We start from the raw sequence: 20,984 nt of genomic DNA on the forward strand, positions 1-20,984 counted from the left end.
ACGCAGCGCATCCGTCCGGCGCGCGGCCGGAGGGACGAGGCAATCTAGCAGGTCGCCCGATGGCTGAGAACACCCGGACCACGGCTCGAGCAGCGGACCGCGCCGCCCCCCGGCCTCGCCCTCAGACCGCCTCCGGCACCTCGATCACCGGTTCCATGCGCGCCAGGATGTCCTCGGCGAGGTGGCACTTCACCTGATGCCCGGCCCCGAGGTTTCGCACTGGCGGCACCTCGCGTTCGCAGAGTCCACCGGGGACTTGCGACTTGTAGCGGCACCGCGTCTGGAACGGGCACCCGGGAGGCGGATTGAGTGCCGAGGGAATCTCGCCCTCGAGGACGATGTGCTTCTTCTTGACCTTGGTGTCGGCGATCGGAATGGCCGAGAGCAGCGCCTCGGTATAGGGATGGTACGGGGGCGAGAAAATCTGATCGGTCGTGCCCTGCTCGACGATGTGACCGAGATACATGACGACGACGCGGTCGGCGATATAGCGCACGACGGAGAGGTCGTGGCTGATGAAGAGCATCGTCGTCTTGGCCTTGCGCTGGATCTCCATGAGGAGTTCCGTCACCGCCGCCTGAACCGAAACGTCGAGCGCCGAAACCGGCTCGTCTGCCACCACGACCTGCGGCTCGCCGGCAAAGGCCCGGGCCACGCCGATGCGTTGCTTCTGGCCGCCCGAGAGCTGTCGCGGCATGCGCTTTTCGAAGGCGCGCGGCAGTTTCACGAGGTCGAGCAGCTCGAGCATCCGCTCGCGCCGTTCGCGCGGATTGCGACCGATCCCGAACTTCTCGAGTGTGCGGATGATCTGGGAGCCGACCGAATAGCTCGGATTGAGCGTGTCGAAGGGGTTCTGGAAGACCATCTGGACCGAGCTGACCGTCTCGGTTTGCCGATCCGAGACATCGGTCTTTCCGATCTCGGAGTCGCCGAGCATGACCTGACCGTCGGTCTGCGTCTCGAGCCCGAGGAGGATTTTCGCGAGCGTCGATTTGCCGCAACCCGACTCGCCCACGATCGCCACCGTCTCGGCCTCGCGCGCGGTGAGGCTGATCGTCTCGTTGGCTTTGACGGTGCGCGTGTCGCCGCCACCGAAGATCTTGTTGGCGGAGACGGAGTAATATTTCTTGAGGTTGCGGATATCGAGCACGACGTCGCCCGGCGCGACCGGCTCGCTGACGACCTTGCGGTCGGGCTCTGCGTCCCAGTCGATCTCGGCCATGCGAACGCAGCGCGACTCGTGGCCCGCCATGCCCGCCACCGGCATCATCGGGATTTCGGCCGCGTTGCAAACGCCCTCGAGGAAGCTGCGACAGCGGGGGCCGAAATTGCAGCCCTTCGGGCGCTCGTGCGGAAGCGGCAGCTGGCCCGGGATGGCGACCAGCGGACGGCGGTTCTTGTCGGCGCTCGGCAGCGGGATCGAATTGAAGAGACCCTGCGTATAGGGATGGCGCATACGATCGAAGACGTCGTGCACGGTGCCCGTTTCGACCGCTTCGCCGGAATACATCACCGTGATGCGGTCGCAGGTCTCGAGGATGAGCCCGAGGTTGTGCGAGATGAAAAGCATGCTCATGCCCATCTCGCGGCCGAGTTCCTTGACCAGCTGGATGATGCCCGCCTCGACGGTCACATCGAGCGCCGTCGTCGGCTCGTCGAGCAGCAGCAGGTCGGGCTTGGAAAGAAGCGCCATGGCAATGACGATGCGCTGCTGCTGGCCACCGGAGATCTGGTGCGGATAGGAGCCCATGATACGGTCGGGGTCCGGCAGGCGCACGGCGGCGAGCATGTCGCGCGAGCGCTTGTAGGCCTCCGCGCTCGACACCTTGTCGTGCAGGAGCGGCACCTCCATCAACTGGCGCCCGACCTTCATCGCCGGATTTAGGCTCGCCATCGGCTCCTGGTAGATCATGGCGATCTTGGAGCCCCTGAGGTCACGCAACTCCTCGTCGCTCATGTCGCCCATGTCGCGGCCGCGGAATTTTATGCGACCGCCGACGATGCGCCCGCGGTTGCCCATGTCGCGCATGATGCCGAGCGCGACGGTCGATTTGCCGCAGCCCGACTCCCCGACGAGGCCCATCGCCTCCCCGGGCATGACCTTGCAGGAGAAGTCCATGACGGCCGGGATTTCCCCCGCCCGCGTGAAGAACGAGATGGAGAGATTCTCGATCTCGAGGATCGGGTCTGCCATGGTGGTCTCCTCAGTCCTTGAGGCTCTCTTCGCGCAGCGCGTCGGCGAGCAGGTTGAGACCGAGCACGAGGCTCATCAGCGCAAAAGCTGGAGCGACGCCCTGCCAATAATAGAGGCGCAGCTGCGCGACCTGGGAGCCGTCCTTGATCGCGGTGCCCCAGTCCGGACTTTCCGGCCCCATGCCGAGACCGAAAAAGCCGAGCGTTCCGAGAAGGATGGTCGTGTAGCCGATGCGCAGACACGCATCGACGATGAGCGGGCCGCGGGCGTTGGGAAGCATTTCCCACAGCATGATGTACCAGGGCGTCTCGCCACGTGTCTGGGCGGCGGCTATGTAGTCGCGCGTCTTGATGTCCATGACGAGGCCACGCACGATGCGGAACACGCCCGGCGAGGAGGCAAAGACCACCGCAACGAAGATGTTCAGTTCGTTGGGTTCGATTGAAATGATGCCGAGCGGATCGGCATCGAACACGAGGCCGGCATAGACCCAGGCCCCGAGCGCCAGCGTCAGCCCGAGGTAGGGATAGAGCCGGTCCGGCCGGTCCTTGAAGCGGGTCCAGAACAGCACCAGGAAGAATATGATGGGCACGATGAAGAAAACGCCCGCCATGGCGTAGGGAATGGGCGTGTCCATGATCCCCGGAGTGACCAGCAGGTAGAACAGCAGGATGACCGGAAACGCCAGCACCAGGTTGGCCAGGAACGAGAGCACGTTGTCGGTATTGCCGCCGAAGTAGCCAGCCGGAAGGCCGAGCGCGATGCCGACGAGGAAGGCGATCAGCGTTGCCGCCGGCGCGATGGTGAGCACGATGCGCGAGCCATGCACGACACGACTGAACACATCGCGCGCCAGGTGGTCACCACCCAGCAGGAACGCGAGCTTGGATTCCGGCTCGATCGCTCCCGGCACGGCGTTTTTCATCACCGCGATCTGCACGCGCGGATCGAACGGCGCGATGATATCGGCAAAGACGGCGCTGAAGAGCCAGAAGAGGCAGATCATCACGCCGAGAATGCCGGCGCTCGAATCGAAGAGGAGCCCGAAGAGGCCGAGCCGGCGCTTGAAGAGGAAAACGATGACGAGCACCGTGCCGAGCGCGGCCCAGACGGGCCAGAAGCGTGCGATCGATTCCACGACGATCGCGACAAAACCGAGCTTTTCCATGTCTCGCTCCCCCTCAGCTGACGCGGATGCGCGGGTTGAGGAACGCATAACCGATGTCGGAGATCAGTTGCGTTACGAGGACGAGAGCGACCGCGACGAGCCCGCACGAGAGCAGGAGATCGATGTCGTTGTTGGCGGCCGCTTGCACGAGCATGTATCCAAAGCCCTTGTAATTGAACATGGTCTCGACGACCACGACGCCCGTCAGGAGCCATGGGAACTGGAGCATGATGACGGTGAACGGGGCGATCAGCGCGTTGCGAAGGGCATGCTTCAGGACGACCGACGAAAAGCTGAGACCCTTGAGGCGGGCGGTGCGGATGTACTGGGCCGTCATCACCTCGGCCATCGAGGCCCGCGTCATGCGCGCGATGTAGCCGATGCCATAGATCGCCATGGTCATCACCGGCAGGGTGAAGTTGTGGAACGTCACGCCCTTGGTGAGCGCCGTCGCCGCCGAGCCGTTGAGCCAACCGAGGTAGGAGGCGAACACGGCGGTAAAGATCACGCCGGAGACATATTCAGGCGTCGCGGTTGAACCGATCGAGAGAAAGGAGAGCGAGCGGTCGAGGCGCGAGCCCTCGCGCATGCCGGCGAGGACCCCGATGACGAGCGACACCGGCACCATCACCACCATCACCCAGAACATGAGGATGCCGGTTGCCTTGAGTGCCTCGGGCATACGGCTGTTGACGGTGGTGCGAAAGGCCGTCGAGCAGCCGAAGTCGCCTTGGAGAATGCCCGAATAGGTCGGCTCGCCGGGTTCGTTGCAATAGCGAAAACGGGGAACGGCCTGGCCGCTCGCCGGATCGATCGCCGGCTGCTTCTGGACGATGCCGATCCAGCGACCGTAGCGTACGAAGAAGTTGTCGCGGTAGCCGTTCCGCTCCAGCCAGGAATCCTTCTCGGCCTCGGACGCGCGCATTTCCGTCTGGAACGTCGCGAGCTTTTTCAGGTTCGGCTCGAGATTGACGAAGAAAAAGACCACCATGCTGAGCAAGAGCATGGTGAGGGCCATCACCCCTGCTCTGCGCAGTAGGAACATCAGCATTGTCTTCCTCCCGATCGCTCCAGTGATCCGTGGGGGCTTCTGTTGCCGTCCCCCTTCGCGGCCTCGGAGATTTTGTTCTGTTGCAATGCTGCCCCGACTGGCTCGCCGGCGCAACCCGCGAGGGCTCCACCGGTTACTCGGCAGCGATGATTCCTGCTCCTGATCTCGAAACGCAACGCTCACGGGCCCGAACGCGGGCGCCGGCACCGCACTTCAGGCGATGGTTGCTGATAGGATGCTCATTGGCCGGGCTGCGATGCCCGCATCAAGCCGAGGCGGCAATCGCCATTGGCCCGCGAGAAGGGGAAGGCGCGAGCGCCTTCCCCGGATGGAACGTGGCTCGCCTTACTTGTCGAGCCAGACCTCGTCGAGATGGATCTCGTAGGTCTGGTGCTTGTAGAGCCCCTTCACGTGGGCGTGCGAATGGCGATAGAGCGAACGCCAGAAGGCCTGGATGATGACGCCCGAGTCCTGAAGGATCGACTCGATGTCCTTCATCAGTTCCTTGCGCTTGCTGGCATCGGCCACGGCGAGCGCCGCCTTCAGCTTGGCATCGAAATCCGCGTTGTTGAGCGCGGTTTCGTTCCAGGCTTCACCCGAGCGATAGGCGAGTGCCAGCACCTGCACGCCGAGCGGGCGCATGTTCCACTCGGTCGTCGACCACGGGTATTTCGTCCAGTCGTTCCAGAACGAGGACCCAGGGATGACGGTGCGCTTGACGTTGAATCCGGCCTCGCGGCACTGCGCCGCGATCACGTCCGCCGGGCTTTTGACGTACTCGGCATCGTAGCTGATCAGCTCGAATTCGTGGCCCATCTGGCCAGCGTCCGTCATCAGAGCCTTGGCCTTGGCGATGTCGCGACCGATCTTCGGCAGCTCGTAGTATTCCGGGTGGATCGGGCAGACGTGATGGTTCTCGCCCACGGTGCCGGCATTGTTGTACCCGAGGGCCAGAACCGTTGCATTGTCGACCGCGAGCTGGAGTGCATTGCGCACGCGCTTGTCGTCGTAAGGCTTGTTGGTGATGTTCGTGCGGATGACCACCGTGGCCGAGGTCGTGACCTCGTTCTTGACGAGGCCCATGCCGTCGAGCAGGCCGACCGTTTCACCGACGGTCTGGTAGTTGCAGTCGATTTCCTCGGCTTCGAGCGCGCTCACCACCGCGTTGCCGGCATCCGGGCCGTAGTCGATGAACTCGACGCCATCGAGGTAGGGCTCACCCTTCCACCAGGTGAAGTTCTCGCGGCGCTTCAGGACGACGCGCGCGCCGACCTCGTAGGAGACGATCTCGAAGGGGCCGGTGCCCGGCATCTTCAGCGTGTCGGAGCCCATCTTCTCGAAGTCGCGGTGCACGATGAGCGCCGGATAGTCGGCCATGCCGGCGATGATCGTGATGTCCGAGGAGTTGAGCTTCAGCTTCACCGTGTGGTCGTCGACCTTGGTGATGGCGCCGTCGCCAGCCTTACCCGTGCCGGCATCGATCAGCGCCGAGACGCGCGCGGCCATCGAGTTGCCCTCGGCCGACTTGTCGCACCAGCGCGTGAGGTTGAAGATCACGTCGTCGGCGGTGAAATCATCGCCGTTCGACCACTTGACGCCCTTGCGCACGTTGAGCGTGTACTCGGTCGCGTCGTCGTTGACGTCCCAGCTCTCGATGAGGTGCCCCTCGAAGGTGAAGTCCTTCGTATAGCGCACGAAATAGTCGTTGCACTGGCGCGTGACGTTGGCCATCTCCGACCAGTCGTAGGAGCGCGGATCCTTGGGCTCCTTGATGATCATCTGCATTTTCAGCACGCCGCCCTTCTTGGGCGTCATGGCGTGCGCCTTGGGCAGATCGAGCCCGATCATGGCATAGGCCGAGGCGGCCGTAGCGCCGAACACGCTGGCGATGGCCAGGAATTCGCGGCGGCTGACGGCGTCGCCCGTCTTGCGAACATCGGCAGCCATGTCCGTCACGAACTTGGGCAATTCGCGCCCGTTCCACTTCCGGAAATTCATCCCGTTATCCTCCCGTAAGTTTGAGACCGAGCTTCGAGCCTTGAGATCGAAGCGATACCGCTGACCGCCCTTCATTCGGGCGGTCCAATCCGAGCTGATGGCCTGATAATGGTTCCGTCATGGCGCCAAGGTCGTCGAATGGGCCAAGCTCTCGTGCGGCACAGGGTGAGGGATAGCCGACCAATATGCAACCACGTGTCCGTGTGCGACATCGTCTGGCGCAAAGTGGCCTTCGGGCTTGCGACGTGTTCAATGCCTCTCGGAGGCTAGAGCGCGCCGTCGAGGTCGGCGATGATGTCGTCCGGATCCTCGAGGCCGACCGACAGGCGGAACACACCGTCACCGGCGAACTCCCGATAGCTCTCGAGCGCTCTGCCGGTGAGGCCGAGGCTGCTCTCCATGATCTGATCGGTGCCGATCCAGTAGATCAGACTTCGGTGATGGCCGAGCGAGACGGCGTAATGGACGATCTCCAGGCGATCGGCCATGCGCCGCCGCGCTTGCGGTCCCGGCACTTCGACCTGGAAGGAGATCATGCCGGAAAAATTCGCCATCTGGCGCCGCGCCAGGTCGTGCTGCGGATGGCTCTCGAGCCCCGGATAGTTGACGCGCGCGACGCGTGGATCGCCTTCGAGCCAACGCGCGACGGTGAGTGCGCCCGCCTCGTGGGCGGCCATGCGCAGGGGCAGCGTGGCCGCACCACGCATGATCATCAACGCATTGAACGGACTGAGGATACCGCCGTGGTGTATCACCGCCTCGAGATCGAGTGCGGCGATCGCCTCTCGGCCACCGACGACGGCACCGCCGAGCGCATCGCCGTGGCCGCAGATGTATTTGGTCAGGGAATGCACGACATAGTCGGCACCGAGGTCGAGCGGGCGGGTTGCGATCGGTGTCGCGAAGGTCGAGTCGACCGCGAGTTTCGCCCCGCCGTCGTGGGCGATCCCTGCCGCCGCCGCGATGTCGGTCAGGCGCAGGATCGGGTTGGCCGGCGTTTCGATCCAGACGAGGCGCGTCTCGGGCCGCATGGCGGCGGCGATGGCTTGCGGATCGCTGGTGTCGACGGGGCTCACAGCCACTCCGAAGCGCGGCAACGTGTGTCGCACCAATTCGGCTGTCCCGGCATAATTGGTGTCGCTGACGACGAGGTGATCGCCGGCCGAAAGCACCGTCAGCAGCACGGCACTCGAGGCCGCCATGCCGGAGGCGAAACAGCGGGCCGCCTCACCGCCCTCGAGCGCGGCGAGCTTGCGCTCGAGCTGTTGGACGGTCGGATTCCCCCAGCGCCCGTAGATGAAACCGTCGGCCTCGGTCGCCCCGTCCGCGTGCGCGGAAAAGCCGGCATCGGGATCGGCAAGGAACGTGGAAGAGAGCACGAGCGAGGGCGATGAGGCACCGGTCGTCGGGTCGGGCGCCTCGCCGGCATGGATGGCGAGGGTGCGCGGCCCGCGCCTGTTGTCGCCCATCCGACCACCGCTCCCGGCCATGGCAGCCTCCCTCGCTCCCGCCCCGTCTCAACGCTCCTGGTAGACGTCGCGCACGAGTTGGTCCAGCAAGCGCACGCCGAAGCCCGAGCCCCAGCTTTCGCTGACGTCGCTCGAAGCCGAGGCCATCGCGGTGCCGGCGACATCGAGATGGGCCCAGGGAACCTCGCGCACGAAGCGCTTGAGGAATTGCGCCGCGATGATCGTGCCACCATAGGGACCACCGATATTGCGCATGTCGGCGGTCTTGGAATCGAGTTCGCGGTCGTAGGCGGCATCGAGCGGCATGCGCCAGAGCCGCTCGCCCGTCGCTTGCCCGGCCGCCATGAGCCCCGCGGCAAGCTCGTCGTCATTGGAAAAGAGTCCGGCGTGCTCCTTGCCGAGGGCCACCATGATGGCTCCGGTGAGGGTCGCCAGATTGATCATCGCCTGCGGCTTGAAACTGTCCTCGGCATGCCAGAGCAGATCGGCGAGCACGAGTCGGCCCTCGGCGTCCGTGTTCAGCACCTCGATGGTCTTGCCGGCGAGGGAACGCACGATGTCGCCGGGGCGCTGGGCTTTGCTCGAGGGCATGTTCTCGACGAGGCCGACGATGCCCACCGCGTTGACCGGCGCCTTGCGTCCGGCGAGCGCGCGCATCACGCCGGCGACCGCGGCCGCCCCCGCCATGTCGCCCTTCATGTCCTCCATGCCCTTGGCCGGCTTCAGTGAGATGCCGCCGGTATCGAAGACCACGCCCTTGCCGACGAAGCAAATGGGTTTGGCCCGCTTCTTGGCACTGCCGTTCCAGCGCATGACGACGACGCGGGCCGGCCGGGCGCTCCCTTGGGCAACGCCGAGCAGTGCGCCCATGCCGAGTTTGCCAAGCGCCTTTTCGTCGAGCACGTCGACGTCGAGACCGTGCTCTGCGAGGCTGGCGAGCCGGTCGGCGAACTCGACCGGGCCGAGCGCGTTCGCGGGCGCGTTGACGAGATCGCGTGCAAGGCCGACACCCGCCGCCACGTGCGTCTCCTCGGCAAAGCACTTCTCCGCCTTGCCCGGCTCCTTGACCGCAAAGCGCAGCTTGCCCGGCCCCTTCTTGGCGCCATCCTCTCCGGCCTCGTCATCGCCGTCGCCGGACTTGGGCGCCTGCGACTTGAACTCGTCGAACCTGTAAGCGCGCAACTGCGCCCCGAGCGCCACCGCCGCCGCCGCGTCCGGCTCGACGGGCGCGCTCTTGGTCTCGAGAATGACGGTCGCCTCGGCGATGCGGCGGCGCTTGAGCTCACCGTAGATGCGTCCTCCGAGCAGGACCCAGTCGTTGCGCCCGAGCGCCGAAACGTCGCCGGCACCGACCAACAGGATGCGGTCGCAGTCCAGCCCATGCGGGGCGAGCAGATCCAAGGCCGACTTCGTGGCCCCCTTGAAACCGGCTGCCTTGGCGGCTCGCTTCAGTTGCCCGTCGCCTGCCTTGTCGAGGGCCTGGGCACGCGTGCCGAGACCGAACTTGGCTTCGGCGAGGGCCACCAGGGTTTCACCCTGAGCCTTCTCCAGTGAGGTGAACGAGATGTCGACTGTGATGGGCATCGAGCAGGCCTTTCGCTGCGTTCTTGCGTGTTCGCCGGCCCCGGGCCTGGGTCCGGTGCGGCGTCCGTGGGGACAGGGGGCGGCGCGGCCGCCGCAGCTTCGGGGCGGTCCCTGCTGCGAAGCGGTCGTGATGAAAGGAAACTGGATCAAATCACAAATGGCGCCGCGAGGCGATGGCCACGCGCGCGCGAAGGTCAACGCGCCAGTGCACCCGGACTGGCGTGCCCATTTTCGTCACGATCACGCGGCAATGATCAGGGGTGCGTAAGTTGGGGGCAGGCCGATCCATTGCAGGGGTGCCGCCGAGAGGCGGACTCGGGTTATGGAGGTGCGGCCGGCGGCGATCGTCGGATACGGGGCGCCGGGTCGGTGGGGCGAAGGCCGACCGTACGGTTGGCCGAATTCGCAGTCGTCACTCGGTGGGGGAGAGCGAGAGATGGATCTCTACAGCCGCTATCTCCTCAAGCAGGCGACCGGCGCCTTCCTCCTCATCCTCCTCTCGCTGACCGGCGTCGTCTGGATCGCCACCGCGTTGATGCAGCTGACCCTCCTGACCTCCAAAGGGCAGGATGCCTGGACCTTCATCAAGATCACCCTCCTCGCCATACCGAACCTCGTCGCCATCATCGCTCCGATCGCCTTGCTGATCGCGGTGATCCACACGCTCAACAAATCGAACGCCGACAGCGAACTCATCGTGATGACCGCCTCTGGCGCGCCGGTCTGGCGCTTCGCCCGTCCCTTCATGCTGATCGCAGGCCTGCTGACGGTAACGCTCCTGGCGCTCAATCTGGTCATCCTGCCGTGGAGCGTTCGCACCCTCGAGGCCTATGTCATCAAGGTGCGCACCGACCTTCTCTCCCAGGTCATACAGCCGGGCGAATTCACCAGTCCGGAGGACCGGCTCACGTTCCACATCCGCGAACGCACGATGGAGGGCGAGTTGCTCGGCCTCGTCATGCACGACGAGCGCGACCCGAACGTCTCGGCATCCTACATCTCCGAGCGCGCCATTGTCGTGAAGCGCGATCCCGACGCCTACCTCGTCATGTACGACGGCCATGTCGTTCGCCGCACGCTCGGCAGCGATGGCGCCCAGATCATCGTTTTCGATCAGTACGCCATCGACATCGCCCAGATGGAACCCGACGACGGAATCACCTCGCTGAAGCCGCGCGCACGCTATCTCGGCGAGCTGTTGAACCCGGCGCCGGACGACCTGCAATTCTTGTCCGCACCCGGTAAGTTCCGCTCGGAGCTGCACGAGCGCTTCGCCTCGGTTCTCTATCCCATCGCCTTCGTCATGATCGCGCTCGCCCACCTCGGCCTGGCGCAGACCAACCGGACCGGACGCATCCAACCGGTGATCACCGCGTTCACGCTGGCGGCCGGCGCCCGACTTGCCGGGCTCGCGGCGACCAACCTCGTGGCGCTGAAGGCCTCGTTCGTTCCACTCGTCTACCTGTGGCCGCTCGCCTGCATCGCCGCTGCCGCCGTTCACGTGCACCTGCGCATGACGCCGCGCGCGCCGAGCAGCTGGCGAAAGGCCTGGGACGACCGGATCTGGCGGTCCGGCGACTGGTTGGCGAGCCGGCTTCGACCGGTGCGTGGTCGGCACGTCGGCCAACGCGGGGGAGCCTGACACCATGGGGCTTCTCGGGCGCTACATCGCTGGCAAGTTCATTGTCGCCATCACCGGGGCCTTCGTCGTCTGTCTGGTGTTGATCTACCTCGTCGACTTCATCGAAATCCTGCGCCAGTCCGGCAAGTATGGCGGCGCGGGCCTCGGGCTGATGGCCTACATCACCTTGTTGCGCATGCCCGCCTACGGCGAGCTGACGCTCCCGTTCGCGACGCTGGTCGGCACCATCGGCGCCTTCCTCATGATGAACCGCTCATCGGAGCTGGTCGTGGTGCGGGCCGCGGGCATCTCGGTCTGGCAGTTCGCGCTCCCGGGCATCATCGTTGCCGGCGCCATCGGGGTTGCAACCGTCGGGCTCTACAATCCACTCGCCGCGGTGGCGCGGGCCCACGCCGAGGAACTGCGCGCCGAGGCCTTCGGGCGTGAGCAGTCACTCCTGCGCACGAAGGCCGGAGCCTGGCTCCGCCAGGACAGCATCGACGGCCAGACCGTCCTCAGCGCCAAGACCACGGCCCGCAACGGTCTGCTGCTCGGCGCCGTCACCGTGCTCCAGTACGATCGTGAGCATCACTTCGTCGAACGGGTCGATGCCGCGACCGCCGAACTGCGCGACGGCTTCTGGGAACTCGAGAAGGCCTGGGTGTCGAGCCCCGGCGAGGAAGCGGCCTTCTTTGCGACCTACCAGATCGCCACGTACCTCACGCCGGAGCAGGTCACGAACGCCATCGGATCGATCGTTTCGGTGTCCGTCTACGACTTGCCACGGCGGATCGAGTTGGCGCGCCGGGCCGGGCTGCCGACCATCAAGTACGAACTGCAGATGAGCCAGCTGCTGGCCCGCCCGGCGATGCTCGCGGCCATGGTTCTTTTGGGGGCGACTGTGTCCTTGCGGGCATTCCGGTTCGGCGGCATCCAAACTATGGTCGTCGTGGGGATCGTGACGGGGTTCGGGTTTTTCATACTTGCAGAGATGTCTCGGCAGGTCGGTTTGTCCGGCCTCGTGCCTCCCCAACTGGCGACTTGGGTGCCCATCGTGGTGGCGACATCACTCGCGGCCACCGCTTTGCTACACCAGGAGGACGGCTAGTGCCGTTGCATGATCGGGCAGCGCTTCGGCGGGATCGGACGGGTTCGCCCCGGACCGCGTCCGCCATGCGTTCCTCGACCGCCGGGCACTCGGTGCCCCAGCGGCTCCTGGCGTTCGCCCGCCTCCTCGTCTGGCTCGCCGCCGGCCTTCTTCTCGCGCCCGCGATTCCCCAAATTTCGACCGCGAATCCGGCACTTGCGCAGACGAGCCTGTTGCCATCTGGGCCCGAGCTCGATCCCAAGAACCCGATGCTGCTGCAGGCGGACGAGCTGATCTACGACAACCAGAGCGAGCGCGTGGTCGCCCGCGGCAATGTCGAAATCTACTTCAACAACTACACCCTGCTCGCCGACCAGGTGGCTTACAACCAGGGCGCCAACACGCTCGAAGCAGTCGGAAACGTCCGCATCAAGGAGCCCAACGGAGCGATCGTCAACGCCGACCGGATCACGCTGACGGACGACTTCCGCGATGGGTTCATCGGCTCGCTGCGAATCGTGACGAAGGAGGACGCCCGCATCGCCGCGGCCCTGGCGACACGCCAGGACGGTGAGACGACGATCTTCGAGCGCGGTGTGTTCACGCCGTGCAAGCCGTGCAAGGACGATCCGGAGCGGGCGCCACTTTGGCGCCTCAAGGCGGCGAAGATCATTCACAAGCAGGCCGAGGGGAACATCTACTACGAGGATGCGGCCCTCGAGTTCTTCGGGGTGCCGGTGGTCTGGCTGCCCTACTTCTATCACGCCGATCCGTCCGTGAAGCGGCGCTCGGGCTTCCTCATCCCGAAGGTCGGCAGCTCGAGCGAACTCGGCTTCTATACCGAGGTCCCCTACTTCTGGGAGCTTGCTCCCAATATGGATGTCACTCTCTCGCCCCGCTACATGACCAACCAGGGCACGCTCTGGAAGGGCGAATTCCGGCACCGGCTCTCGAACGGCGCCTACAGTGTCAATGTCGCCGGCATCTATCAGGACGACGGAACGTTGACCTCCTCGGGTGATCTCAAACTCGCGGAGAACGATTGGCGCGGCAGCCTGCACACAGAAGGGCGATTCAGCCTCGGTTCCTACTGGAACGCCGGCTGGGACCTGATGCTCGAGAGCGACGACACGTTCCGACGTTTCTTCAAGCTGGACAACGTGTTGCGGACCGACCGCATCTCCAAGGCCTACATCGAGGGGATGAACGACCGCAACTACTTCGGCGCCCACCTCTATCATTTCGGCGGCCTCCTCGCGGACGACAACTCGAACAGCGAATCACGCGTGCATCCGCTCGTCGATTACAATTACGTGTTCGCCGATCCCGTGCTCGGCGGCGAGCTGAGCTTCGATGGCAACATCACCAGCCTCTCGCGCGAGGGTGACACCGACTCCAGCCGCGTGCTCGCGCAGGTCAAATGGCGGCGCCAGCTGATCGATGAGATCGGGCAGGTCTTCACACCGTTCGCGCAGCTGCGGGGCGACATCTACAAAGTCTCGAGCTACGACGACGTCTCCACGATCGACCCCAACGAGAACGATCTCGTGGCGCGCGGCTTCGGCATCGCAGGCCTCGAATACAGCTATCCGTTCGTCGCCCATACCGAGCGTGCGTCGCACATCGTCGAACCGGTCGCCCAGATCATCGCCCGTCCGAACGACATCGACCAGCAGGGTGTGCCCAACGAGGATGCCCGAAGCTTCGTCTTCGACGACACGCTGCTCTTCGATACCGATAAATTCTCGGGTTATGACCGCATCGAAACCGGCGTTCGCGCCAACGTCGGCGTGCGCTACACCATGCAAATGGAGGGGCGCGGCTACGCCAGGGCCGTGTTCGGTCAGAGCTATCACCTTTCCGGTGACAATCCGTTCGACCCGCGCAGTGGCCTCGAGACAGACACGTCCGATTACATTGCGGGCCTCTATATCGAGCCGGCCGCCAACTTCCGCCTGCTCGCTCAGGCGAGGTTCGACGAGAGCGACTTCGATCTGCGGCGCCAGGACATCGGTGCCTACATGAACTACGGTCCGGCCGCGCTCACTCTGAATTATGCGCTGTCGCGCGGGACCCCGATCGAACAGATCAGCGCCGAGGAATTGGCGACCCTGACGGCTGGGCAGATTCGGGCCATCACCGAGGATCAGCAGGAGCTGATCGCCAACGGCACGCTCAGGGTGGCTGAATTCTGGAGTGTCCTCGGAGGGTTGCGCTACGACATCGAGGAAGAGCTGGCGCTCACCACGAGCGCCGGTCTCAAGTACTCGGACGAGTGCTTCACCCTGGCCGTCACCTACTCCGAGCGCAACTACCGCGACCGCGACATCGAGCCCGATCAGACGGTCAGCATCCGCTTCGAGCTGAAGCACCTCGGCGGGACCACCTTCAACACCAGCATCGCCCAGGACCTCATCGCGAGCGAAGGCGGCGACGACTGATCTCCCGATCGGTCTGACGGCCCGCCGAGCGCAATCGCGGCTGCACTGGGGTTCGACCGCTTTCAGGGCGGCGTTCTACGGCCGCTTCAACGCCGAGAAAACCAGCCGGTTGCCGAACGGGTCGGTCACCGGCATGTCCCGGCCCCACGGCTGCTCGCAGATGCCCGGACGCGCATTGCGATAACCCTTGGCGCTGAGCTCGCGATGCAGCGCATCGATGTCCGCCACCTCGATGCGCAACGCCGAACCGGGCGTCGCGTCGCCATGGTGTTCGGAGAGGTGCAGCACGCATGCTCCCCGCGAGATCTGCATGTAGAGGGGGAGCGCGGGCTCGAAGCGATGCTCCCAATCGAGCCTGAACCCGAGGTAGTCGCAATAGAACGCCTTGGCCGCGGCTTCATCGAACGATCGCAGAACGGGAACCGGTGGCGCGAGATCCATCTCCATCATCCCTCGATCGAAGCGCGGCGCGATCCTCCGGTAAGCGCCGTCCCGGAACGTCACCGCATATCTTCTCTGCCATGCCCTCGCGCGATCAAGCCGGCGTGCGCGCGGCGGCCTTGACCACGGCATCGATCGCCATCAGCTCGCGCAACAACCCCTCGAGCGCCGCGAGCGGGACCATGTTCGGCCCATCGGAGGGCGCGCGATCAGGGTCCTGGTGGGTCTCGATGAAGAGCCCCGCAACGCCAACGGCCACCGCCGCCCGCGCCAGGACCGGAACGAACCGCCGGTCGCCACCCGAGGACGTCCCCTGCCCGCCGGGCTGTTGCACGGAGTGGGTGGCATCGAAGATCACCGGGCAGCCGGTTTCAGCCATGATCGGCAGAGCCCGCATGTCCGCTACGAGCGTATTGTAGCCAAAGCTCACCCCTCGCTCCGTCAGCAGCACGTTGCCATTCCCGCTCCCCGTCACCTTGGCTACGGCGTTGCGCATGTCCCATGGGGCGAGAAACTGACCCTTCTTGATCTTCACGACCTTGCCGGTCTCGGCCGCCGCGATCAGCAGGTCGGTTTGACGGCAGAGGAAGGCCGGAATCTGCAGAACGTCCACCACCTCGGCGACCGGCGCGCACTGCGCGCGCTCGTGCACGTCCGTGACGACGGCGAGCCCGAGGCTCTCGCGGATCTCGGCAAAGACCGGCAGCGCCGCGGCGAGCCCCATACCCCGCTTTCCGGTGAGGCTGGTGCGGTTCGCCTTGTCGAACGACGACTTGTAGACGAGACCGATCCCGAGGCGGGCGGCAATCTCCTTGAGAGCCGTTGCCATCTCGAGGGCGTGCGCGCGGCTCTCCATCTGGCAGGGACCGGCGAAAACCGCGATCGGGGCATGATTGGCCACGACGACCGCCTCGCTCCCACTGCGCACCGGCCCGATCGTCACCACGGGGTTTGCACTCGTCTCGCTCGTGCTCATCGGTTCGCTCCCTCGACGGTTGCCCGCACGGCCCTGGTCGGGCGCCACACCGGACTCCCGCCTAGCACGACGCCACGCCGCTCGCGAGGCAATGCTCGGCGCGCGACGCACAAATCGGTCTGGCTTCTCCACTCGGCTGGCAAGTGCGGCAGAGCCGTACGCCCAATTCGACCGAAACTGAAACTCGAACCGAAGCCCAGACTCAAACCGAACCGGAGAGAACCCATGATCCGCAAGACCCTCCCCCTCGTTGCCGCTGCCGCTTTCGCCGCCATCGCCTCGTTCGGCTCGGCCGGCTCGGCCGAAGCGTCCTACCTCACCTGTCACAACGGCTTCTGGAAGTCCGGCGTGACCTCGCACGGCATCCGCTGCTCGAAGACCATCTCCGGCTTCCATTCCAAGTGGGAGGCCGTCCAGAAGGCCAAGTGGGTGGCGAGCACGGCGAGCTGCAGCGGCTATGCCCGCACCCCCTCGATCTACTACTCCTGCGACCGCTGGGGTAAGTGGACGGCCCGCATCTCCTTCCGCTGCGGCTGGTAATCGTACTCAGGGTGCCAGCCCCTCCATCCACCTCTAGGCACCCGGCTGGCGGGACGGTCGCAGAGACCGTCCCGCCTTTGCCGTTCTCGGCGCCTCGGTATCGTGTGCCAGCCGGCCTGTAAGCCGGGTTCTGTACGGCCGGCGGGCGATCCCACCGACGTGACGGTCATTCATCTGGGACGCCGGTTGCCCGGCGCCTCCTGCAACCAACCCGGGCGGCGGGCCACAGGGCCCCGGACACCGCCGAAGCGGGCCCGCGCCACCCCTATTCGGTCTTGCTCCCGGTGGGGTTTGCCATGCCGGTTCTGTTGCCAGCCCCGCGGTGCGCTCTTACCGCACCCTTTCACCCTTGCTCCGGCCGTCTTCCGACAAGCGGCGCCGGAGCGGTCTGCTCTCTGTGGCACTTTCCCTGGGGTCACCCCCGCCGGGCGTTACCCGGCACCGTTCCTGTGTGGAGCCCGGACTTTCCTCCGTCGCGCACCGGGTCCGAGAACCACGGCGTGCTCCGGCGACCGTCCGGCCAACTGGCCCTTTGCAGATCGCCCGCCAGCCGCCATCCGTCAAGCCGCGGGTATGCCCTATTGATGCCGCATGCCGCGTGAAATACTCGTTTCGAGTTCGCCAATCGGGGCTCTTTACCGAGGCGTCAGGTCGCATTGCGTCCGTCGCAGCAGGGCATGCTAGTCTCGTGGCATTGAACAGCCGGCAGAACTCCGGTTCCGGGGCGCGCTCCGGAAAGCCCGGGTTCGCACGAGGCGCACCGCGCGCTCTCGAAATCACGGAAGGCATGATCCGAAATGATGAGCATTCGCGCATGGTTCCTCGCGCTGGCCAGTCTCGTGGCAGTTCCCGGCCTCGCGCTGGCGGTTCCGGCCCAGCTCTCGGAGTTGCCCGAGAGCGGCCTCTCGCGTGAAGGCGCCGTCGAGCGCGTCGCCTATCGGCCGGAGCGGGTTCGCCGCATCCTCCAGGATGACGGCTACAGCGACGTCGAGTTCATCGACGATACGCTCCCCGTCTACATCGCAACGGCCTGCCGCGACGGCAACCGCTACCGACTCCGCCTCAACCGCTTCGGACGGGTTCAGCGGCGCGACGTCGTCGGGCGCTGCGGCCCTGCGCCGGCACCCGAGCCGACCATGACGATCGCCCAGGTCGAGCGCCGCCTCGAGCGGCTCGGCTACGACCGCGTCGAATTCCTCGATCGCACCCCGCCCCTTTTCGTCGCCGAAGCCTGCCAGCGTGGCGATCTCTACCGTGTGCGCATCGACGATCGCGGCGACATCGAGTTCCGCGAGCGCCTCGGGCGCTGCCGCCAGGGCTCGAGCATCGTTGGCAACGACCGCGGCCTGAGGCCAAGTCAGGTGCGCCAGCTCCTCGTCGATGCCGGCTTCAACCGCATCCAGTTCATCGACCGCCAGTTGCCGACCTACATCGTGGAGGCCTGCCGCAACGACCGTCGCATCCGCATGACGCTCGACGGTGAGGGCCGGATCGAGGGCCGGGACGTCGTCGGCTCCTGCACCCGCGCGGGCGAGACGACCGATGAGGGCTACAGTGTCGCGCAGATCACCGACATCCTCGAGCGCCGGCGCTATTACGACATCCGCTTCACGGACCGCCGCCTTCCGGAATACAAGGTCGAGGCGTGCCGCAACGCCCGCAAGTTCGACCTCGCCATCAACCGCTTCGGTGAGATCCGCAGCCGCACCCCGATCGGCAACTGTCGTCCGCTGAGCGACCAGGAACTGACCCGCCTGCCGACCCAGACCTTCAGCATCGAGAGCCTGCGCAATGTGCAGTCGATCGATGCCGACGAGTGCCAGGACTATCTCGAGTATTTGCTCCGCGACCGCACGATCAACTTCGCGACCAACAGCGCCGACATCCAGCGGGCGAGCTACGGGCTGCTCGACGAACTCGCCTTCGTGCTCGGCCGCTGCCCGGGCTCGCGCGTCGAGATCGCTGGACACACGGACTCGGTCGGTAGCAACTCCGACAACCAGGTGCTGAGCGAGCGACGCTCACAGTCCGTCGTCAGTTACCTCATTGAAAAAGGTGTGCGCCGCAACCGCCTCTCGGCTGTCGGCTATGGCGAAAGCTATCCGATCGCGAGCAACGACACGAACGCCGGCCGCGCCCGCAACCGCCGCATCGAGTTCATCGGGAGCTGGAGCGAGTAGAGCCGAGGCACCGGAGAAAGAAAAACCGAGACGCGGCCCCGCCCGGAGGCCGCGTTTTTCGTTGGGCCGCTCGCCAGGGTCGGTGCGGCGCTAGGAGACTGCCCTTTCAGTTTTGCCCCATGCCGAAAGCAGGGCTTTTCACGGTTGCATGCACAATCAGGTTGACGTCTGATCAATTCTGGCGCCACGCTGCACACGGTCATTCCGAGCGGGCGCCGTCCTGCGAACACCTCTCCGCCCTCCGGAGCTGCCACGTTGCGTGCTGCATTTGTGGATCGATCGCGCGTCGCGTCGGTCGCTGCCACGTCTGGAGGATTGTTCGGAATGTCGGAGCCGTACATCGGTCAGGTCCAGCTCTTCGGGTTCAACTTCGCGCCGCGCGGATGGGCGTTCTGCACAGGCCAGCTTCTTGCGATCGCGCAGAACACAGCGCTTTTCTCGCTACTCGGGACGACCTACGGCGGCGACGGGCGCACGACGTTCGGGTTGCCCGATCTTCGAGGCCGCGTGCCCATCGGCGCAGGCCAGGGCCCAGGGCTCGCGAATTACACCTGGGGCGATAGGGCTGGCCGCGAACAAGTGACGCTCACGATCAGCCAAATGCCGTCGCACACGCATGTGAGTAATGCCATCACCGGTCCTGCGGATTTCTCCTCTGCACCGCGGAACAATCGCGCATACGTCGTCGAGCCGACTGGCGTCACGGAATATGATGGCAAGCCCGCCGTCATCCAGAACTCCGGTGGCAGCCAGCCCTTCGACATCCGCAATCCCTATCTCGCAATGAACTACTCGATCGCGCTGCTAGGAATCTTCCCGTCGCGCAGCTGACGAATTCGTCGAGGGAGCAAATCGATGGGCGAGACATGTGCCGTGACGCGGCGCGACGTCCTGATCGGCCAAGGTGCATTGGCATTCACCGCCACTCTTTCGTCCGGTGCTGCGCTGGCGGGCGCTTGCGCCACCTGGGAGACGGCGACGGCGAGCGACTTTGCCGTATTCGTCGGCGAGACGTTCGAAGTCAGAACCGCTGCCGGACGCATCGTTGAAGCGCGCCTTGCCTCGGTCGAACCGGTCCGCTCTGGACCGGACCGCCCGCATTGGCTGGCGCGAAGCGAGGGCCTGGTCGCGACCTTCGAGACCTCGGACATCGAGGAATTCGTGCGGGAGGGGGCGCAAACCTGCTGCATCCGTCACACGAGCCTCGGGACAGCCGACCTCTACGTCGGCCCGTCCCCCCTGCGCTCCGGCGGCCACGTCCTCGAGCTGGTCCTCAACTGAGGCAAGGCCCCCGGATGCAGCCGCGCGGTCCGATGCATGCCAATGGCCCCGCCCGGCCGCGGGGACACGTCACTTTCCGCATCATCACGAATGCGGATGACGGATTTTTGTTCCGTCTCTACTCCAGCACGCGGGAGTGGGAATTCGCCCTGACGATCTGGAGCGAGGCGGACAAGCAGCGCTTCCTACGCAGCCAGTTCGACATCCAGACCCGGGCCTACGCCAGCACCTACCTCGGTGCCGTGCACCGCATCATCCAGCTCGACGGCATCGACGTCGGTCGGCTCATCGTCGATCGCCGCGACGACCTCATGCTGATCATCGACCTTTCGCTGCTGCCCGAGTATCGCGGGCGCGGCATCGGCACGGACCTCTTGCGCAGCCTCCTCAACGAAGCCCTCGGCGGCAAGGTTCCGGTGCGGCTGCATGTCGAACGCAACAGCCCGGCGCTCTCCCTTTATCTCCGCCACGACTTCGAGCAGGTCGGCGTGCACGGCAACCACCTCGCGCTCGAGTGGCGCCCGCAGCTCGGGCCACGCGAGATCTGATCCGATCGCGTCCCCGCCAGACTTCAGTTGAAGACTGACTCATAGAGCATACAGTCCCGGTCCCGCCGGAACGGGGAGAGGAATAGTTCCAGGCGGCCGGCGGTGGCCGCCTGGATCGCATGGACCTGCGGCGCGAGAACGGGCTCGAGCGGCCCGACGAAGGTGAGCGCGAAGGCCTTGCGCGGCGGATAGACCCTGCCGTCGATCTCGAGATGGTTGTCCCGCACGCCCGATCCCTCGAAGATCTTGACGTTGTCGAGGGTGAGGGAAACCGGACCCTGCTCCGTCTCGACTTCGAAAACCTCCCCGATGAACGGGCCGAACGTCTCGTGCGTTGCCGTGACGAGATCGATCATCGTGGATGCGCCGGATACCGGTTCGCTCATGAAGCAGCCCTTTCGGTAT

The 20,984-nt window shown here is 65.3% G+C and carries 17 protein-coding genes and 1 other RNA gene; 8 read left to right on the top strand and 10 right to left on the bottom strand.

Annotation, left to right across the window (positions count from 1 at the left end; translation table 11 throughout):
* Positions 1-121 precede the first annotated feature (121 nt).
* From GC150_11525 to GC150_11550, 6 genes are all read right to left on the bottom strand, one after another.
* Positions 122-2,194, bottom strand: coding sequence for a dipeptide ABC transporter ATP-binding protein (locus GC150_11525; GenBank protein ID MBI1385530.1), 2,073 nt, complete (start codon positions 2,192-2,194; stop codon positions 122-124).
* Between the two features lie 10 nt (positions 2,195-2,204).
* Complete coding sequence (locus GC150_11530; GenBank protein MBI1385531.1) at positions 2,205-3,362, bottom strand: ABC transporter permease subunit; 1,158 nt, start codon at positions 3,360-3,362, stop codon at positions 2,205-2,207.
* Between the two features lie 13 nt (positions 3,363-3,375).
* The gene (locus GC150_11535) at positions 3,376-4,380 is read right to left on the bottom strand and encodes an ABC transporter permease subunit (protein MBI1385532.1); all 1,005 of its coding nucleotides are present in this window, start codon (positions 4,378-4,380) and stop codon (positions 3,376-3,378) included.
* Positions 4,381-4,758: 378 nt separating this feature from the next.
* The gene (locus GC150_11540) at positions 4,759-6,411 is read right to left on the bottom strand and encodes a diguanylate cyclase (GenBank protein MBI1385533.1); all 1,653 of its coding nucleotides are present in this window, start codon (positions 6,409-6,411) and stop codon (positions 4,759-4,761) included.
* 266 nt (positions 6,412-6,677) lie between these two features.
* Complete coding sequence (locus tag GC150_11545; protein ID MBI1385534.1) at positions 6,678-7,880, bottom strand: cystathionine gamma-synthase; 1,203 nt, start codon at positions 7,878-7,880, stop codon at positions 6,678-6,680.
* A gap of 48 nt (positions 7,881-7,928) precedes the next feature.
* The gene (locus tag GC150_11550) at positions 7,929-9,464 is read right to left on the bottom strand and encodes a leucyl aminopeptidase (GenBank protein ID MBI1385535.1); all 1,536 of its coding nucleotides are present in this window, start codon (positions 9,462-9,464) and stop codon (positions 7,929-7,931) included.
* A 322-nt stretch (positions 9,465-9,786) separates the two neighbouring features.
* On the opposite strand from GC150_11550, the gene GC150_11555 reads away from it, so the two are divergent.
* From GC150_11555 to lptD, 3 genes are all read left to right on the top strand, one after another.
* Positions 9,787-11,106 carry an LptF/LptG family permease gene (locus tag GC150_11555; protein MBI1385536.1) on the top strand — a complete coding sequence of 440 codons (1,320 nt, stop codon included), beginning with the start codon at positions 9,787-9,789 and terminating at the stop codon, positions 11,104-11,106.
* Positions 11,107-11,110: 4 nt separating this feature from the next.
* Complete coding sequence (gene lptG, locus GC150_11560; GenBank protein ID MBI1385537.1) at positions 11,111-12,193, top strand: LPS export ABC transporter permease LptG; 1,083 nt, start codon at positions 11,111-11,113, stop codon at positions 12,191-12,193.
* 65 nt (positions 12,194-12,258) lie between these two features.
* Positions 12,259-14,613, top strand: coding sequence for an LPS assembly protein LptD (gene lptD, locus GC150_11565; protein ID MBI1385538.1), 2,355 nt, complete (start codon positions 12,259-12,261; stop codon positions 14,611-14,613).
* Positions 14,614-14,688: 75 nt separating this feature from the next.
* Here lptD and GC150_11570 read toward each other — a convergent pair whose 3' ends face one another.
* Together GC150_11570 and kdsA are read right to left on the bottom strand one after the other, a co-directional pair.
* Positions 14,689-15,054, bottom strand: a complete 366-nt coding sequence (locus GC150_11570) for a VOC family protein (GenBank protein MBI1385539.1) — start codon at positions 15,052-15,054, stop codon at positions 14,689-14,691.
* A gap of 94 nt (positions 15,055-15,148) precedes the next feature.
* Complete coding sequence (gene kdsA, locus GC150_11575) at positions 15,149-16,030, bottom strand: 3-deoxy-8-phosphooctulonate synthase (protein MBI1385540.1); 882 nt, start codon at positions 16,028-16,030, stop codon at positions 15,149-15,151.
* 225 nt (positions 16,031-16,255) lie between these two features.
* Here kdsA and GC150_11580 point away from each other — a divergent pair, with 225 nt between their 5' ends.
* The gene (locus GC150_11580; protein ID MBI1385541.1) at positions 16,256-16,570 is read left to right on the top strand and encodes a hypothetical protein; all 315 of its coding nucleotides are present in this window, start codon (positions 16,256-16,258) and stop codon (positions 16,568-16,570) included.
* 103 nt (positions 16,571-16,673) lie between these two features.
* Here GC150_11580 and rnpB read toward each other — a convergent pair.
* Positions 16,674-17,098: RNase P RNA component class A (gene rnpB, locus GC150_11585), an RNA gene on the bottom strand.
* A 269-nt stretch (positions 17,099-17,367) separates the two neighbouring features.
* On the opposite strand from rnpB, the gene GC150_11590 reads away from it, so the two are divergent.
* From GC150_11590 to GC150_11605, 4 genes are all read left to right on the top strand, one after another.
* Positions 17,368-18,750: an OmpA family protein gene (locus GC150_11590; GenBank protein MBI1385542.1), complete on the top strand. Its 1,383-nt coding sequence runs from the start codon at positions 17,368-17,370 to the stop codon at positions 18,748-18,750.
* A gap of 324 nt (positions 18,751-19,074) precedes the next feature.
* The gene (locus GC150_11595) at positions 19,075-19,581 is read left to right on the top strand and encodes a phage tail protein (GenBank protein MBI1385543.1); all 507 of its coding nucleotides are present in this window, start codon (positions 19,075-19,077) and stop codon (positions 19,579-19,581) included.
* 24 nt (positions 19,582-19,605) lie between these two features.
* On the top strand, positions 19,606-20,031 hold the full coding sequence (locus tag GC150_11600; GenBank protein MBI1385544.1) for a hypothetical protein: 426 nt from the start codon (positions 19,606-19,608) through the stop codon (positions 20,029-20,031).
* A gap of 14 nt (positions 20,032-20,045) precedes the next feature.
* Positions 20,046-20,579 (top strand): GNAT family N-acetyltransferase, encoded by a 534-nt coding sequence (locus GC150_11605; protein MBI1385545.1) that lies wholly within the window; start codon positions 20,046-20,048, stop codon positions 20,577-20,579.
* Positions 20,580-20,602: 23 nt separating this feature from the next.
* Here GC150_11605 and GC150_11610 read toward each other — a convergent pair whose 3' ends face one another.
* Positions 20,603-20,965: a hypothetical protein gene (locus tag GC150_11610; GenBank protein MBI1385546.1), complete on the bottom strand. Its 363-nt coding sequence runs from the start codon at positions 20,963-20,965 to the stop codon at positions 20,603-20,605.
* Positions 20,966-20,984 lie beyond the last annotated feature (19 nt).

Source organism: Hyphomicrobiales bacterium, assembly GCA_016125495.1.
Classification (GTDB): domain Bacteria; phylum Pseudomonadota; class Alphaproteobacteria; order Rhizobiales; family RI-29; genus RI-29.